Consider the following 15,711-nt stretch of genomic DNA (forward strand, 5'->3'; position numbering starts at 1 on the left):
TGGTCGCTCTCGTCCCCTCAGTAGAACCGGAGACTCCGGAGCGCGTCGCCGAAACGCACGCGAAGGTTCACCGTCGGCGCGTTCGACACGGCGTCGTCCGCGGGTTCACCTCGCTCGATGCGCTCGGTCACCCGCGACGCGTCGCGAAGCGCCCCGCGGAGCGCCTCCCGGTCGGTCGCTCCGGCGGGGACGCTGGCGACGGCGGTCCGTCTCCCGGCGGTTCGGTCGCGTTCGTAGACGGCGAGCGCCTCGCGGGTCGTGGTACCGGCGGCGGTTATCAGCAGGTCGCGCGGGTACTCCCCGTGGCGAAGCGTCACGCCGTCGGCGGGGAGTGCGTCCCCGAACTTGACTACCTCCGTGCCCACCCGCCACCCCGACGGGACCAGCGCGTCGACCGGGAGTTCGTGGAGTACGTCCCGGAGCGTCCGCCTCGTCTCGACCGCATCGAGGGCGTCGGTGCCCGTTCGCTCGGTGTCGCCCATAGACGACGCTCGATCCGACGGCATATCAAACTCGTACTCGGTTTCGGGGAGTACGACCGGTCTACACGGAGATAGGCGGCGGTTGACGCGTCCCGGGACTCGACGGGGTTCCGCCGGCCTCACCCGCCTCCGACGCGGGAGTCGGTCAGGCCTCCCCTGCGGCGAGTATGCGGAGCAAAGAGGGGCGTGACGCGGACTCGCACCGCGCGCGGAGGGACTCGTTCACGGGGCGCGACTGCGAGTACGCCCCGGGGAGCGCGGGCCGGGGGCCGCCGCCGACCCGGGCGGGTCAGCGCCCCGTTACCGCGCGGTAGGCGGTGCGTTCGCGGGCGCGACCGGGTCGCCGAACGCGTACATCGTGTTCTGCCCGGTCACCTCGACGGTGAGGACGTCGCCGAGGTCGACCCCCCGCTCGTCCGCGTCGCGCACGATTATCTGCCGGTACGCGCCGTCGCGGCACTTCACGGAGTCGCCGGTTCCCTCCTCGACGACGAGCACCTCGCGGGTCGTCCCGACCATCGCCTCGTACGCCTCGCCGACGACCCGTCGCTTGAGGTCGCTCATCGCCTTCGAGCGCTCCTTCTTCACCGTCCCGCCGAGCCCCTTCATGTCGGCGGCGTCCGTCCCGGGCCGCTTCGAGAAGCGGGTGACGTTCACCTTCTCCGGGCGGACCTCCGCGAGCAGGTCCATCGAGCGCTCGTGGTCCGCGTCGGTCTCGGTGGGGAAGCCGACGATGAAGTCCGTCGAGAGCGTCCAGCGGTCGAGTCGCTCGTCGAACGTGTCGACTATCTCGCGGAACTCCCCGACGCGGTGCTGGCGGCGCATCGCCTCGAGCACCTCGTCGCTGCCCGACTGGACCGGGAGGTGGATGAAGTTGTACAGCTTCTCGTTGCGCGCGAACACGTCGGCCAGTTCCTCGCGCATGCCGTGGACGCCGCCGGGGTTCGCCATCCCGACGCGCACGCGGAACTCGCCGTCGATCGCGCAGATGCGGTCGAGCAGTTCCGGAAGCGTCCGCTCGCCCTCGTCCCAGCCGTAGACGCCGGTGTCCTGTCCGGTGACGCGAACCTCGCTCGCGCCCGCGTGGACGAGCGCGCGTGCCTTCTCGACGTTCTCGGCGACTGGCGGGGAGTCGATGCGCCCGGTGGCGAACTTGGTGATGCAGTACGAGCAGTTGCTCATACAGCCGCGGGCGATGGGGAGGATGCCGACCTGCCCGTCGAGTACGGGGTCGGTGTCGCCCGTCGGCGTGGGACACTCGCCGTTGAGCACCGCGTTCGGCACCTCCTCCCAGTGGAGCACCCGCGCGTCGACGTCGGCCTCGCGGAACTGCTCGCCCTGCGCGAGCGCCATGCAACCGGTCACGACCAGGTCGGCCGTCTCCTCGGCCAACTCCTCCGCGCGCCGGAGCATGTTCCGCTCGGTCTTCTCGACGACCGTGCACGTGTTGAGGATGGCCACGTCCGCATCGGCCGGGCCGTCCGCCGGACGGTGGCCGCCGTCGCGGAGGCGTCGCTCGATCTCGCGGCTCTCACCCCGGTTGGACGTACAGCCGTAGGTCTCGATGTGGTACGTCGCCATTCGGTCGTTCCTCCCTTCGTGCGGCCGGGGTTAAGGCGTGCGGTCCGTGGACAGGAGTGCCACGGACGGGCGGCGGTCGCCGTCCCGGTGTGGGGCGGTGTGGGGTCGGCGCGCGTTACAGACACTGAGAGACGGAGGCGAACGAATATACCCGGGCCGCGGCTCCCTCCGCCGATGCCTCCGCTCGGGCGGCGCGACGTGCTCGCCGGTCTCGCCGGAGTCGCGAGCGCCGGCCTCGCCGGTCTCGGTGGCTGTCTCGGGGATGGGGGCGGGTTCTCACCGGGGAGCGACGTCTCGACGGAGTGGCCCGCGCCCGCGGCCGACCCGGCGGCGACGAGCTACGTCCCGGACGGGGCGGCCCCACGCGTCCCCCCGGACGTCCGCTGGCGGGCGGGGACGACGCCCGCAGTGGGACGCCCGGTGGTCGCGGACGGGACCGTGCTCGTCCCGGCCGCGGACGGGCTGTACGCGTTCGACGCCGCGACGGGCGAACGCGTCTGGCGCCACGGCGGCGAGCGCGACCGGCCGTACGGCGCCGCCGTCGCCGACGGGGTCGCGTACGCGACCATGCGCGACGACCCGGTGACGCTCGCGCTGGCGCTGGAGGACGGGAGCGTCCTGTGGCGTGCGACCGGCGACGGCGACTTCGCCAGCGCGCCGCTCGTCGCGCCCGCCGGCGACCGCGTGTACGTCGGCGACACGGCCGGCCGGGTGACCGCGCTCGACCCCGAGACGGGTGAGACGCTCTGGGAGTTCGACGCGTTCACCGGCGTCTACGCCCTCGCGGCCCGCAAGGAGGCGCTGTTCGTCGGAACGACGGGCGGGGAGACGTACCAGCTACACGCGCCGCGCGACGAGGTGGTCCCCATCTGGCGGCGCAAACTCCCGGGGACGGTCCGGGCCGTGACGGCCGCGGGGGGGAGCGTCTTCGCGGCGACGTTCGGCGGCGGCTGGTTCCGCCTCCGCGCTGGCGCGCACGCCGGTCGGACGGCGTGGCACGCGCCCGGGGCGCCGACGGTCACCGAGTCCGTGGTGTACGCCGGGTCGACGCTGGTCGGCGCGGGCCGGCGCGGCGTCGCCGCCCACGGCGCGCGGGCGGGCGGTCGACACTGGAGACTGGAGGGCGGGGCGTCGGCACCGACGCCGGCGTCCGCACCCGCGGCCGCGGGCGACACGCTGTACGTCGGCGTCGGGGGCACGCTCCGCGCGCTCGCGCTCGACGGGGGGTCCGGCGCGGGTCCCTACCGGGTCGGGGCGGAGCGCTGGCGGTACGGCGTCGCTCCCCGTTCGGTCGCCGTCGCCGACGGCGCGGTGTTCGCCGTCGCCGACGACGTGGACGGCGCGCCGGGCGTCGTCGCGCTGGAGTGAGCGGGCTGGTCGGGCGGCGCGTCGGTCCCTCCTACGCGTCCGGGTGGCCGGCGACGATCTCGACGCCGGAGGACGCCCCGATGCGCTCCGCGCCGGCGTCGAGCATCGCCGCCGCCTCCTCGTAGCTCCCGACGCCGCCGCTGGCTTTGACCGGGAGGTACTCGCTCATCAGTTCCACGTCCGCGACCGTCGCCCCGCCGTCCGCGAACCCGGTCGACGTCTTCACGAAGTCGGCGTCCGCGTCGCGGGCGGCCGCACACGCCCGGCGCTTCTCGTCGTCGGTGAGCAGCGCCGTCTCGATGATGACCTTCACCGGCACCGGAACGGCGGCGACCACCTCGCCGATCTCGGCTTCGACCCGGTCGTCCTCGCCGGCCTTCAGCCGTCCGACGTTGACGACCACGTCGAGTTCGTCCGCACCGTCGCGCCACGCGAGTTCCGCCTCGTCGCGCTTGGCGGCCGTCGCGTGCTGGCCGTGCGGGAAGCCGACGACGGTCGCGAGCGTCACGTCGGGGGCGTACGCGGCCGCCTCGGAGACGTAACACGGCGGGATGCACGCGTTCATCCCGTGCTCGGCCGCCTCGTCCAGTACGCGCTCGGCGTCCGCGAGCGTCGTCTCCGGTCCGAGGACGGTGTGGTCGATGCGCGCCGCGAACTCCGCTCTGGTGAGCTCCGAGGACATGGTGGTGTGGTTCGCCGGACGGGGTGAAAAGCTGTCGCGCGTCCCCGGGCGCATCCGCAACGCTTTCACCGTCGCCGGCGAGCGACCCACGCGTGCACACGCTCTCGTCGCTCCCGCTCCAGTTCCTCCCGGAGGGGTTCGCGCTCCCGCCGCTCGCGTACCTGCTCGCGCTGGCGGCCGCGCTCGTCGCGGTCGGCTACGGCCTGCGAGCGCGCGACCCCGCGTTCGGCGAGCGGCACGTCCTCGCGCTCGTCCCGTGGATGTGCGTCGGCGCGGCCGGACACGTCCTCTACGTCCTCGGCGCGCTTCCGGGAGCGCTCCGCCCGCTGTTCGGGACGCCCGCCGCGTACCTCACCACCGCCGCGCTCGCGGGCGCGGTGTGGCTCGCGGCGCTGTCGGCCAGCGGGGGCGACGACGCGCGCCTCCTCGGAAGCGTCGGTCTCGGTCTCCTCGTGCCGGTGGTCGCCGCCGTGCTCGCGGTCGGTGCGGGGGCCGGCACGTTCTCCCCGTCCTCCCGCGCTCGGCCTCCTCGTGGGGCGGCGCTCGGCGCCGCGGCCGCGCGACTCCTCTTCCGGGCGTACGACCCCGCCGCGGTGGCCGGGGCGGCCGGGACGCTCGCGGTGGCCGCCCACGGGGTCGACGGCGTCACCACCGCCGTCGGGGTGGACCTGCTGGGCTACGGGGAGCGGACGCCGCTCTCGCGCCTCATCATCGAGTTCGCAGCCGGCCTGCCGACCGCCGCGACGCTCGGCGCCGGCTGGCTGTTCGTCCTCGTGAAACTCCTCGTCGCGTGCGTCGTCGTCGCCGCCGTCGCGCCCGCCGTCGCGGAGGAACCGCGGGAGGGGAACTCCCTGCTCGCACTCGTCGCCGCGGTCGGTCTCGGACCGGGCGTTCACAACGCGCTGCTGTTCACCGTCACGACCGTCTGACGGCCGAGCCAGCCGGACGGTCGGCGGGCTTCACTCGTCGTCGGGGGCGAGCGCGTCGCGCACCAGCCGTTCGTGGTCGACGTACCACTCGCCGACGTCGTCGACCGGCCGGTACCGAACCGCCGCCGACTCCGGCGACGGGGCGAGTTCGCCCCCGACGGCGCGGCAGCGGTAGACGACGCTCACGTGCCCGTGCGGGCCGTACTCGCCCGCCCGGCGCGTGTAGAGGCCGACCAGCGAGTCGGGTTCGACCCGGACGCCGGTCTCCTCGCGCGTCTCCCGGACCGCCGCCTCCGCGGGGGACTCGCCCGGTTCGACCCACCCGCCGGGGACCCCCCACCGGCCGACGTCGGCCCGCTTCTGGAGCAGGACGCGCCCCTCCCGGGGGACGACGGCGTTCGCGCCGAGTTTCGTCGTGACGTGCCCCGTCTCGGCGGCGTACCGCTCCCGGACCTCCCCGGGCGGGAGGTCGACGCTCTCGCCCGCGTACTCGCTCACGAGGTCGAGCACGCGCCCCCACCGCTCGGCCTCCCAGTGGTCGTCGGCGTACCGGAGCCCGTTCGCCGCGAGCACGCGCAGTTCGTCGAGGAGGGGTTCGACGCGCATCCACGACACCGACGACCGGCCCGGACGAAAGCGTTCTGTTCCTCCCGGTCGGCGACCGACAGACAGGCTGACTGCCCGACCGCCGCGGTGATATCCCGCCGGTTCGGAGTCGACGCATGGTCACGCTCCGCGACGCCAGACCGTCCGACGCCGGCGCCGTCCGCGACGTCCACGTCGCCTCCATCCGCGGGCTGGGTCCCGCCGGGTACGACGACGACCAAGTCGAGGCGTGGGCGGGCGACCGCGACCCCGCCGACTACGACACGACGCCCGAGGGCGCGGACTTCCTCGTGGCCGAACGCGACGGCCGGGTCGTGGGGTTCGCCGAACTCCGCCCCGGCGGCGGCGACTACTTCGAGGCGGTCGCCGCCGGCCCGGAGACGGGGGAGATACGGGCGGTGTACGTCCACCCGGACGCCGCCGGGGCGGGCGTCGGGTCGGCGCTGCTCGCGGAACTGGAGCGGCGCGCCCGCGAGCGCGGCCTCTCGACGCTCGCGCTGCACTCGTCGACCAACGCCGTCCCGTTCTACGAGGCGCGCGGCTACGAGCGGGTGTGCGACGTGGACCACGAGTTCGGGGAGACGGGCGTCCACGGACGGGTGGTCGAGATGCGAACGCGACTGTGAGTACGGACCGACCGGTCGTTACGACCGGCGCGGTCACCTCGGTCACTCCGAGGTGGCGACGCTCGTCTGCATCCCCTCGGAGTTGAACGCGCTGCCCGCCTCGCTCTCGTCGAGGACGATGACGCCGGCCACCGACCCGGTGAGTTCGCCGAACTCGGCCATCGCGCGGTCGGCCGCCGCCCCCGCGCCCAGTCCCGACTCGAGGTGGCGAACCGCCCGGCGGGTGAGCGTCGCCGTCGCGATGTCCTCGCCCGCACCGGTCGCGCTCGCGCCGCCGGCGGGCGCGGCGAAGAACCCCGACCCTATCTGTGGTACGTCGCCGACGCGCCCCGCGAGCGCGAAGAACCGCCCGCCGGTCGAGGTGCAGGCGGCGAACTCGTCCGCGTCGGGGTCGTGTGCCACCGCGCCCACCGTGTCGTGGCCCCCGAACCGCTCTCGGAGCCAGTCGAGGTGGTCGCGCGGCCCGCCCGACGGGGGGTCAGCCGACTCGAACCGCTCGCGGGTCTCGGCCGTGAGCAGGTCGCGGTCCGTCTCGACGCCGAACGCGTCCGCGAGTTCGACGGCGTGCTCGCCCGTCACGAACACGTGCGGCGTCTCCTCGGCGACGACCCGCGCGGCCCGCGCGGCGGTCGCCACGCCGGGCGTCGAGGCCACCGCGCCCGCGTTTCGGTCGCTCGTCATCAGTCCCGCGTCCGTGCGGACGACGCCGTCGGACTGGACCGCGCCGCCGACGCCGGCGTTGAACCGTTCGTCCTCCTCTAGCACCTCGACGGCCGCGACGACGGCGTCCGTCGCGCCGGCCTCCCCCGCCCCCGTCTCGGCCGCCTCGTCCAGCACCGCCTGCCGCGGTTCGGGTTCGTCGGGTTTCCCGCCCGCGCCGCCGTGACAGATGACTCGCACGCTCGCCCCTGCGCGGGACCGGGCATAAGCGCCGGGAAACCGGAACGGACGGCCGACCCGGCGCTCGCGCCCGGGCCCGAGACCGGCGGTGGTTCGCCTGCCGCTGTGCGCACCGGTCTTAATTTCCCACCGAGATTTACATGTTCTTAAGCGTGAATAGATAATACCGCCGAGGTAGTCGTCTTCACTGCGGAGGAATACACATGAAAACACCGAGCAGCACGGGCCGGGGGACAGCCACGAACGCCGTCGGGTCGGGGGTGAGTTCCGATGGCTGACGAACTCGTAGCGACGTTCTCGGGACCGCTCGACTCGTACAGCATCAACCTCGCGCTCGAGAACACCGCACAGGACTCGATTCGGTCGTTCGGCATCAGCGGTCGGACGTCGAAGTTCCCGGTGACGTGGGACAGTTTCGGGACGGCCAGCGGGGGGGCGACGGTCATCTCGACAACCGGGGTGGACTCGGAGGTCGTCACCGTCCGGTTCTCGAACTTCGACGACGGCGAGCAGATGGAGTTCCTCGGAATCGACCCCGACTTCACCGGCGACGTGTCCGCCGGGGTCCGGGTCCTGGACGTGGAGGGGGCGCGCGCGGTGGCGCAGTTCGGCGACGGCACCAGCGCGTTCGCGGAGTTCGAGGCGACCGACGAGGAGACGCTTCGGGCCGTGTTGACGAAGTAGCGCGACGCACACGCGACGCCACCCGGCGTCGATTTTCCGTACTCGCCGGTCCCGCCGTTCGCTCCGAAGACCACAGTTTATCATCCCCGCCGCGAACGCTACCGACGCATGACAGACGGCGATTTCGGCGGGTACGGCGGCCGCCACGTTCCGGGACCCCTCGAGGAACCGCTCGAAGAACTGGCGACGGCGTACGACGACGTCAAGGACACCGACGAGTTCCGCGAGGAGTTCCACGGCCTGCTCGCGGAGTACGCCGGCCGACCGACCCCGCTGTACCACGCGCGCAACCTCAGCGACCGCTACGGTGCGGACGTCTACCTCAAGCGCGAGGACCTGCTCCACGGCGGCGCGCACAAGATAAACAACACGCTCGGGCAGGGCTTGCTCGCGAAGATGGCGGGCAAGCCCCGGCTCATCGCGGAGACGGGCGCCGGCCAGCACGGCACCGCGACGGCGATGGTCGGCGCGCTCCTCGGCCTCGACACCGAGATATACATGGGCGAGAAGGACGCCGAGCGCCAGCGGATGAACGTGTTCCGGATGCGCCTCATGGGCGCGGAGGTGAACGAGGTCACCCGGGGCGGTGCCGGCCTCGCGGACGCCGTCGACGCCGCGCTCGAGGACTTCGCCGAGAACGTCGAGGACACCCACTACCTCGTCGGGTCGGTCGTCGGTCCCGACCCGTTCCCGCGGATGGTGCGCGACTTCCAGAGCGTCATCGGCACCGAGGCGCGCGAACAGATACTCGACCGGACGGGCGAACTGCCCGACGCGGCCGTCGCGTGCGTCGGCGGCGGGTCGAACGCAATCGGCCTGTTCCACGCCTTCCGCGAGGACGACGTCGCCTTCTACGGCGCGGAGGGCGGCGGCGAGGGCGCGGGGTCGGGCCGGCACGCCGCGCCGCTGTTCGAGGGCGAGGACGGCGTCATCCACGGGATGAAGACCCGCGTCATCGACGCGGACACCGAGGTCCACTCCGTCTCGGCGGGGCTCGACTACCCCGGCGTCGGCCCCGAACACGCCATGTTCCGCGAGATGGAGCGCGCCGAGTACACCGGCGTCACCGACGACGAGGCGCTCGCGGCGTTCCGCGAACTCAGCGAGACCGAGGGCATCATTCCGGCGCTGGAGTCGAGTCACGCCGTCGCGCTCGCGAAGCGGTTGGCCGACGACCACGACACCGTCCTGGTCAACCTCTCGGGACGCGGCGACAAGGACATGGAGACGGCGGCGGACCGGTTCGACCTCTGAGCGGCCACGACCCACCGGTCAGACGGGGCGGTCGCCCGTTCGACCTGTACCGCCCCGATTTCTCCCGTTCAACCGATAACGGCAGGCTTTTTCGGCCTCCGCTGGAACGCGGAGATACGTTCATGAGCTACGACACCGCTGACGTCCCCGCGGACGGCGAGAAGATAACCCTCGCCGACGAGGAGACCGGCGAACTCGACGTCCCGGAGAACCCCATCGTCCCCATCATTCACGGGGACGGAATCGGCAAGGACGTCGGGCCGGCGGCACAGGACGTGCTCGACGCCGCCGTCGAGGCGACCGGCCGCTCCATCGCCTGGATGCGCGTCTACGCCGGTCAGTCCGCCCGCGACAAGTACGACGAGAACCTCCCCGACGAGACCGTCGAAGCCATCCGCGAGCACCGCGTCGCCATCAAGGGGCCGCTGACGACCCCCGTCGGCTCCGGGTTCCGCTCGCTCAACGTCGCCCTCCGCCAGACGCTCGACCTGTACGCGAACGTCCGGCCGACCTACCACCTCGAGGGCGTCCCCTCGCCCGTGAAGAGCCCCGAGGAGATGGACATGGTGTCGTTCCGCGAGAACACCGAGGACGTGTACGCCGGCATCGAGTGGGAGGCCGGCACCGACGACGCCGAGACGGTCCGCGAGTTCGTCGAGGGGGAGATGGGGTACGACGACGTCATCCACGACGGCCCGGTCGGCATCGGCGTCAAGCCCATCTCGGAGTACGGCTCCAAGCGACTCGTCCGGCAGGCCATCGAGTACGCGCTGGCGAACGACCGCGACTCGGTGACGCTCGTCCACAAGGGCAACATCATGAAGTTCACCGAGGCGGCGTTCCGTGACTGGGGGTACGAACTCGCCGAGGAGGAGTACGGCGAGGACGTCATCACCGAGGACGAACTCTGGGAGGAGTACGACGGCGACGCGCCCGCCGACAAACTCGTCGTGAAGGACCGCATCGCCGACAACATGCTCCAGCAGTTGCTCACGCGGACGAGCGACTACGACGTGCTGGCGATGCCGAACCTGAACGGCGACTACCTCTCGGACTCGGCGGGCGCGCAGATTGGCGGCCTCGGCATCGCGCCCGGCATCAACTTCGGCGACGCCCGCGCGCTCGCGGAACCGGTCCACGGCTCGGCGCCCAAACACGCCGGCAAGGACAAGGCCAACCCCACCGCGATGATCCTCTCGGGCCGGGAGATGCTGGAGTACCTCGGCTGGCAGGACGCGAGCGACCTGATCCGCGACGCGGTCGAAGCGCAGATATCCTCCGGTCGCGTCACCTACGACCTCGAACGCCAGCGCGAGGACGCGACGAAACTCGCCGCCTCGGAGTTCGCCGACGAGGTCGTCGAGCGCATCCACGACCTGGCGTAACTCGGGCCGCGGTCGGCGTCTATCCTTTTACGACTACGCGGCGTACCCGGTAGACGCATGAGCAACGACGACGACCCGTTCGCGAACATCCCGGACGACCCGACGGACGACCTCGCGCGAGCGGAACAGCGGCTCACCATCCGCATGGAGCGGCGGACGTACAACAAGCCGGTCACCATCGTCGAGGGGTTCGACACCGAGAGCGTCGACGTGAAGTCGGTCGCGTCGGACCTGAAGAAGTCGCTGGGGACCGGTGGTACCGTCGAGGACGGTGCCATCGAACTGCAGGGCGACCACCAGGACCGCGCGGCCGACCTGCTGCGCGACCAGGGGTTCGCGGTCGAGTAGACCGGGTCGCGAGTCGGTCGGTGACGGTCGCCCCGTTACTCGTCGTTCTCCGCCCACGCCGCGTCGGTCCGCGGTGGGCTGAACACGTCGACGCCCTCCATCCGCTCGTCGCCGCGGTTCTCGGCGCCGTGCGCCTCGCCGCCGGGGATGACGTACGAGTCGCCCGCCTCCACCGTCACTTCCTCGCCGTCGGCCAGCAGGAACGTGAGTTCGCCTGAGAGGATGTAGCCCGCCTGCTCGTGGGGGTGTTCGTGCTCCGGGATGGTCTCGCCCGCCTCGACCGCGAAGTGCTGGATGCTCGTCTCGCTGCCCGCCGCCAGCGCGGTGAGGTCGACGCCGGGGACGGCCTCGACCGCGTCCGCCGGGTCGTACCTGACTTTCTCCATATCCCGTTCCGGACGCGACGGGACGTAACTCTGCCGGCGACCACGCGCCGGCCGTCGACCGGCGCCCCGGTGGACAGATTCAAACCCGGTGACGCGGTAGCAGTCGACGTGTACGCGGTCGTCGGCTGTTCGGACTGCGGGACCTACTGGCTGCTCTCGGACCCCGGGACGCAAGACTCCGCGACCTGTCCCCGCTGCGGGACGCGCCACTCGACGCCGCTCCGGCGGTTCTTCGAGTCGGACGACCGCGCGGCGGCGGCGGAGGCTCGCGCGCGCCTGCTCGCGGAGAAGCGCGGCGACGAGGCGGCGTTCGAGCGCGCCGGCACGGTGGCCGAACTGGAGGCGGAACTCGACGAGTCCGGGATGGACGAGCGGGAGTACCTCGAACGCTCGGGGCTCGACCCCGACGAGGTCGCCGCGGCGGGCGACGTCTCGCGCGAGCGGTCGCGTTCGCGCGACGACGTCGTCCGCGACGCGCTCCGCGACGGGCGCACGACCGCGGAGGCGGTCGTCGAATACGCGACCGACCGCGGCGTGCCCGCGGAGGCGGCCCGCGACCTGCTCGACCGGCTGACCGAGCGGGGGGAGGTCAGCGAGTCGCGCGGCGAGTACCGGCTGCTGTAGGCGCGCGTCGCGTCACCGGCTCCGACGTCCCCGATGCGGCGACGTCGGCGCGCCCCGTCGTCTGCGTTCGACGCCTCACCGACCGAGGCTCGCGTGCGCCGACGACAGGTTGCGCGAGGCCAGCGCCGACAGCAGCGAGAGTTCGCCCGCGAGCGCGGCGACGGCGACGGCCTCAGCGAGCGCGTCGGCGTTGCTCCCGGCGGGGTCGCCGCCCCCCCGGACGCCGAGCACGTCGAGCGCCTCCGCCTGCGTCGGGAGTTTGGTGCCGCCGCCGACCGTCCCGACCTCGAGCGAGGCGAGCGTCACCGAGACGTAGAGGTCGCCGCCCCGTTCTTCCGCGGTCGTGATGGCGTTCGCCCCCTCGACCACCTGTGCGGCGTCCTGCCCGGTCGCGAGGAACACCGCCGCCACCGCGTTGGCGACGTGGGCGTTGAACCCCAGGCTCCCCGCCTTCGCGGAGCCGACGAGGTTCTTCCGCGTGTTCACCTCCGCGACGGCCGCTGGCGTCGTCTTCAGCGTCGCCTCCACCGTCTCGCGGGGGACGGTCACGTCGGCGGCGACCGACCGGCCGCGCCCCTCGACGGCGTTGACCGCGGCGGGCTTCTTGTCCGTACAGAGGTTGCCCGACAGCGCGACCAGTTCGGCGTCCGTCTCGTCCTCCACCGCGTCGCAGGCCGCCTCGGTCGCGATGGTGACCATGTTCATCCCCATCGCGTCCTTCGTGTCGTAGGCGAACCGGAGGTAGACGTTGTTGCCGACGACGTACGGCGTCACCGCCCGCAACTCGCCGTGGCTCGTCGTCGCCTCGGCCGCCTCGCGGAGTGCGTCGACGTTGTCCCGCACCCACGACGCGAGCGCCTCCGCCTCGGCCACGCCGGTGACGCGGAACGCCGGCGCGCGCGTCATCCGGTTCTTCAGCACGCGGGCGCTCGCGCCGCCGGCGGCGTTCAGCGCCGAACAGCCGCGGTTGACCGACGCGAGCAGCGCGCCCTCGGTGGTGGCCATCGGGACGTAGCGCTCGCCCGAGAGCGCGCCGCCGTCGATGTCGACCGGGCCGACGACGCCGACGGGCACCTGCACCGCGCCGAGCATGTTCTCGATGTTCGTCCCGCTCGCCGCCCCGGCGGGGAAGGCGTACTCGCCCGTCGTCGTCAGGTCCGCGCCGGACCGTTCGGAGACGAGCAGTCGCCGGGCCGCGGCGGCGGTGTCGGCGTCCGCGTGCTCTTCGAGTTCGTACAGTCGGAGGTCGCCCTCGCGTACCCGCGAGGCGAGGGTCTCCGCGTCCGGGTCCGCGTCGGCACCGGGGTCGCTCATGACCCGTGACTCCGGGCGGCGGGGTTAACTGATTACCTACTTCCGGTCGCGGCCGTGGTCGTTCGCCCCGTTGGTCGAGTCGCTCACCAGGAGCGCGTCGATGCGCCGGTCGAGCGACGCGCGGACCGGACCGACCACGTCGCGGTCGGTCGTCGCGCGCGCGACCATCGCGCCGTTGAGGGTGGCGAGCAGGTCCGCGGCCGTCTCGTCCGGGTCGACAGCCCGGAACCGGCCGGCGTCGACGCCGGCCGCGACGTACCCCCGGATGCGTTCGTGGAGGCGGTCGTCGAGCGCGTCGAACGCGGCGCGGAACGCCGGGTCGGTCGTGGCCTGTATCCGGAGTTCGAGGATGATGGCCTGCCCGGCGCGCATCTCCTCGGAGAGCGTCGCGGGCAGGAACCGGTCGACCAGCGCCCGGAGGCTTCCGACCGGGTCGTCGTCCGTCTCCGCGTCGAGCGAGGAGAGGAAGCGGTCGCCCGCGAACGCGAGGAAGTCGGCCAGCAGGTCCTCCTTCGACTCGTAGTGGTAGTACAGCAGCGACTTGCTCTTGGCGAACTCGTCGGCGATGTTGGTGATGGTCAGGTCGGCGTACCCGTGCTCGCGCAGCGCCCGGAACGTCGCCTCGAGTATCTCCCGCTCGGCCTCCGACCGGCCGTCGGCGTTCACCGCCGGTCCTCCCGCGCCTGGCGCTCGCGCCGACGGCCGGGCACCCGTCGGAGAACCGACGGCACCGGGTCGGCGACTCGGCGTCGCAGGCTCGTGCGCGTCGGCGTCTCGTCCATGGCTGAACGAGCGTTCAGCGCAGGATGAGCCTTACGGTCGGCCGCTCTCCCCTCCCGCTTCCCGAACCGTTTTGGCCGTTCGACGTGCCCTACAGCCCATGAGCGACCCCGCCGACCTCGTCGTGACGAACGCCGAGATTCACACCCTCGGGGACCCCGACGAGACGCACGAGGCGATGGCGGTCCGCGACGGTGCCGTCGTCCGTCTCGGCTCGACGTACGACGTGACGTTCCTCGCCGGAGCCGAGACGACGACGCTCGACGCGGGAGGGCGCGTCGCCCTCCCGGGGTTCGTCGACGCCCACACGCACCTGCTCACCGTCGGCACCTCGCTCGTCCACGCGGACCTCTCGGGCGCCGACAGCCCGCGGGAGGCGGTCGACCTGCTCCGCGAGCGTGCCGACGAGACCGGCGACGACGAGTGGGTGCTCGGGTTCGGCTACGACGAGTCGACGTGGGACGACTCGCGCTACCTCACGCGCGAGGACCTCGCCTCGGTCTCCGCGCTCGCGCCGGTCGTCGCCTTCCGGGAGGACATGCACGTCGCCTCCGTCAACGACGTGGTGCTCGACCGCCTCCTGCACGCGATGCCGAGCGACGACGTGCTGACCGAGGGCGGGGAGCCGACGGGCGTCCTCGTCGAGGAGGCGGTCGACCCGGTGTACGACATCATCGAACCGGATGCCGCCGAGGCGCGCGAACTCCTCGCGGCCGCCCAGCGACACGCCAACTCGCTCGGCGTCACCGGCGTCCACGACATGGTCCGGAAGTCGAAGGCGCCGCAGGTGTACCGGGAGATGGACCTCGAGGGGGACCTCACGCTCCGGGTCCGCCTCAACTACTGGGCCGACCACCTCGACTCGCTCGTCGACGCCGGCCTCCGCACGAACCACGGCAGCGAGATGGTGCGAGTGGGCGCGATCAAGTCGTTCACCGACGGCTCGCTCGGCGGGCGGACCGCGAAGCTCTCGGAGCCGTACGCGGACGACCGCGAGGAGACGGGACAGTGGGTGCTCGACCCCGAGGAGATAGACGAACTGGTGTCGCGCGCCGACGACGCGGGGTTTCAGGTCGCGCTCCACGCCATCGGCGACGCCGCCGTCGACGCCGCCCTCGACGCGTACGCCGAGACGGACTCCCCGGGGGAGGCCAGACACCGCATCGAACACTGCGAACTCGCGAGCGACGAGGCCGTCGAGCGGTTCGGTGAGATGGGCGTCGTCGCGTCGATGCAGCCGAACTTCCACAAGTGGGGCCGCGAGGGCGGGCTCTACGACGCCCGTCTCGGCGACCGACGAACGGACGCCAACCGGTTGCCGGCCTACCGGGAGGCCGGCGCGCCGCTCGCGTTCGGGAGCGACTGCATGCCGCTCGACCCGCTCTCGGGGGTGGACCACGCGGTGAATGCCCCGACCGAGGCGCAGTCGCTCGGCGTCACGGCGGCGCTGCGTGCGTACACGAGCGGCGCGGCGTACGCCGGGTTCGACGAGGACCGACTCGGTACGCTGGAGCCGGGGAAGCGCGCGGACTTCGTCCTCCTCGACGGCTCCCCCTGGGAGCGGCCGGACGACGTCGCGGATCTCGGCGTGGCGCTCACCGCCGTCGGCGGTGACGTGGTGTACGACGAGCGATAGAACCGGGACTCGTTCGTCCGACCGATCCACGGGGTCTTCTTCGACACTCTCCTACTTCGTACGCTGATAGCGAGCTCTATTCTGATTGGTGGGTGGTACGCACTCAGAATACCGTACCGAAGAAAA

General features: G+C 72.4%; 17 protein-coding genes. 9 read left to right on the forward strand and 8 right to left on the reverse strand.

Annotation, left to right across the window (positions count from 1 at the left end; all coding sequences use genetic code 11):
* Positions 1 to 17 precede the first annotated feature (17 nt).
* Both AC6RUA_RS14865 and AC6RUA_RS14870 read right to left on the reverse strand, forming a co-directional pair.
* Positions 18 to 482, reverse strand: coding sequence for a hypothetical protein (locus tag AC6RUA_RS14865; protein WP_499813777.1), 465 nt, complete (start codon positions 480 to 482; stop codon positions 18 to 20).
* Positions 483 to 782: 300 nt separating this feature from the next.
* The gene (locus AC6RUA_RS14870) at positions 783 to 2,063 is read right to left on the reverse strand and encodes a tRNA (N(6)-L-threonylcarbamoyladenosine(37)-C(2))-methylthiotransferase (protein ID WP_499813778.1); all 1,281 of its coding nucleotides are present in this window, start codon (positions 2,061 to 2,063) and stop codon (positions 783 to 785) included.
* Positions 2,064 to 2,237: 174 nt separating this feature from the next.
* Between AC6RUA_RS14870 and AC6RUA_RS14875 the strand changes: the two genes are divergently transcribed.
* Positions 2,238 to 3,431, forward strand: coding sequence for an outer membrane protein assembly factor BamB family protein (locus AC6RUA_RS14875; protein WP_499813779.1), 1,194 nt, complete (start codon positions 2,238 to 2,240; stop codon positions 3,429 to 3,431).
* Positions 3,432 to 3,462: 31 nt separating this feature from the next.
* On the opposite strand, the gene deoC is transcribed toward AC6RUA_RS14875, so the two are convergent.
* The gene (gene deoC, locus AC6RUA_RS14880; protein WP_499813780.1) at positions 3,463 to 4,113 is read right to left on the reverse strand and encodes a deoxyribose-phosphate aldolase; all 651 of its coding nucleotides are present in this window, start codon (positions 4,111 to 4,113) and stop codon (positions 3,463 to 3,465) included.
* A 92-nt stretch (positions 4,114 to 4,205) separates the two neighbouring features.
* On the opposite strand from deoC, the gene AC6RUA_RS14885 reads away from it, so the two are divergent.
* On the forward strand, positions 4,206 to 5,042 hold the full coding sequence (locus AC6RUA_RS14885; protein WP_499813781.1) for a DUF63 family protein: 837 nt from the start codon (positions 4,206 to 4,208) through the stop codon (positions 5,040 to 5,042).
* Positions 5,043 to 5,072: 30 nt separating this feature from the next.
* On the opposite strand, the gene AC6RUA_RS14890 is transcribed toward AC6RUA_RS14885, so the two are convergent.
* Positions 5,073 to 5,648 carry an NUDIX domain-containing protein gene (locus tag AC6RUA_RS14890; protein WP_499813782.1) on the reverse strand — a complete coding sequence of 192 codons (576 nt, stop codon included), beginning with the start codon at positions 5,646 to 5,648 and terminating at the stop codon, positions 5,073 to 5,075.
* 116 nt (positions 5,649 to 5,764) lie between these two features.
* On the opposite strand from AC6RUA_RS14890, the gene AC6RUA_RS14895 reads away from it, so the two are divergent.
* The gene (locus AC6RUA_RS14895; protein WP_499813783.1) at positions 5,765 to 6,274 is read left to right on the forward strand and encodes a GNAT family N-acetyltransferase; all 510 of its coding nucleotides are present in this window, start codon (positions 5,765 to 5,767) and stop codon (positions 6,272 to 6,274) included.
* A 42-nt stretch (positions 6,275 to 6,316) separates the two neighbouring features.
* Here the strand turns inward: AC6RUA_RS14895 and AC6RUA_RS14900 are convergent, their stop codons facing one another.
* The gene (locus tag AC6RUA_RS14900) at positions 6,317 to 7,174 is read right to left on the reverse strand and encodes an isoaspartyl peptidase/L-asparaginase (protein WP_499813784.1); all 858 of its coding nucleotides are present in this window, start codon (positions 7,172 to 7,174) and stop codon (positions 6,317 to 6,319) included.
* A 270-nt stretch (positions 7,175 to 7,444) separates the two neighbouring features.
* On the opposite strand from AC6RUA_RS14900, the gene AC6RUA_RS14905 reads away from it, so the two are divergent.
* From AC6RUA_RS14905 to AC6RUA_RS14920, 4 genes are all read left to right on the forward strand, one after another.
* Positions 7,445 to 7,858 carry a hypothetical protein gene (locus tag AC6RUA_RS14905; RefSeq protein WP_499813785.1) on the forward strand — a complete coding sequence of 138 codons (414 nt, stop codon included), beginning with the start codon at positions 7,445 to 7,447 and terminating at the stop codon, positions 7,856 to 7,858.
* Between the two features lie 108 nt (positions 7,859 to 7,966).
* On the forward strand, positions 7,967 to 9,112 hold the full coding sequence (trpB, locus tag AC6RUA_RS14910; RefSeq protein WP_499813786.1) for a tryptophan synthase subunit beta: 1,146 nt from the start codon (positions 7,967 to 7,969) through the stop codon (positions 9,110 to 9,112).
* Between the two features lie 122 nt (positions 9,113 to 9,234).
* Complete coding sequence (icd, locus tag AC6RUA_RS14915) at positions 9,235 to 10,497, forward strand: isocitrate dehydrogenase (NADP(+)) (RefSeq protein WP_499813787.1); 1,263 nt, start codon at positions 9,235 to 9,237, stop codon at positions 10,495 to 10,497.
* A gap of 57 nt (positions 10,498 to 10,554) precedes the next feature.
* A complete protein-coding gene (locus AC6RUA_RS14920; protein WP_499813788.1) occupies positions 10,555 to 10,845 on the forward strand; it encodes an SUI1 family translation initiation factor in 291 nt (96 codons plus the stop codon).
* A gap of 35 nt (positions 10,846 to 10,880) precedes the next feature.
* Here AC6RUA_RS14920 and AC6RUA_RS14925 read toward each other — a convergent pair whose 3' ends face one another.
* Positions 10,881 to 11,231, reverse strand: coding sequence for a cupin domain-containing protein (locus AC6RUA_RS14925; protein ID WP_499813789.1), 351 nt, complete (start codon positions 11,229 to 11,231; stop codon positions 10,881 to 10,883).
* 108 nt (positions 11,232 to 11,339) lie between these two features.
* Between AC6RUA_RS14925 and AC6RUA_RS14930 the strand changes: the two genes are divergently transcribed.
* Complete coding sequence (locus AC6RUA_RS14930; RefSeq protein ID WP_499813790.1) at positions 11,340 to 11,855, forward strand: DUF5817 domain-containing protein; 516 nt, start codon at positions 11,340 to 11,342, stop codon at positions 11,853 to 11,855.
* A gap of 75 nt (positions 11,856 to 11,930) precedes the next feature.
* Here AC6RUA_RS14930 and hmgA read toward each other — a convergent pair whose 3' ends face one another.
* Positions 11,931 to 13,169 (reverse strand): hydroxymethylglutaryl-CoA reductase (NADPH), encoded by a 1,239-nt coding sequence (gene hmgA, locus AC6RUA_RS14935; RefSeq protein ID WP_499813791.1) that lies wholly within the window; start codon positions 13,167 to 13,169, stop codon positions 11,931 to 11,933.
* 36 nt (positions 13,170 to 13,205) lie between these two features.
* The gene (locus AC6RUA_RS14940; protein ID WP_499813792.1) at positions 13,206 to 13,835 is read right to left on the reverse strand and encodes a TetR/AcrR family transcriptional regulator; all 630 of its coding nucleotides are present in this window, start codon (positions 13,833 to 13,835) and stop codon (positions 13,206 to 13,208) included.
* Between the two features lie 214 nt (positions 13,836 to 14,049).
* Here AC6RUA_RS14940 and AC6RUA_RS14945 point away from each other — a divergent pair, with 214 nt between their 5' ends.
* Positions 14,050 to 15,585, forward strand: a complete 1,536-nt coding sequence (locus AC6RUA_RS14945) for an amidohydrolase (RefSeq protein ID WP_499813793.1) — start codon at positions 14,050 to 14,052, stop codon at positions 15,583 to 15,585.
* Positions 15,586 to 15,711: the final 126 nt, after the last annotated feature.

Source organism: Halorarum sp. SLYT50 (genome assembly GCF_059821265.1).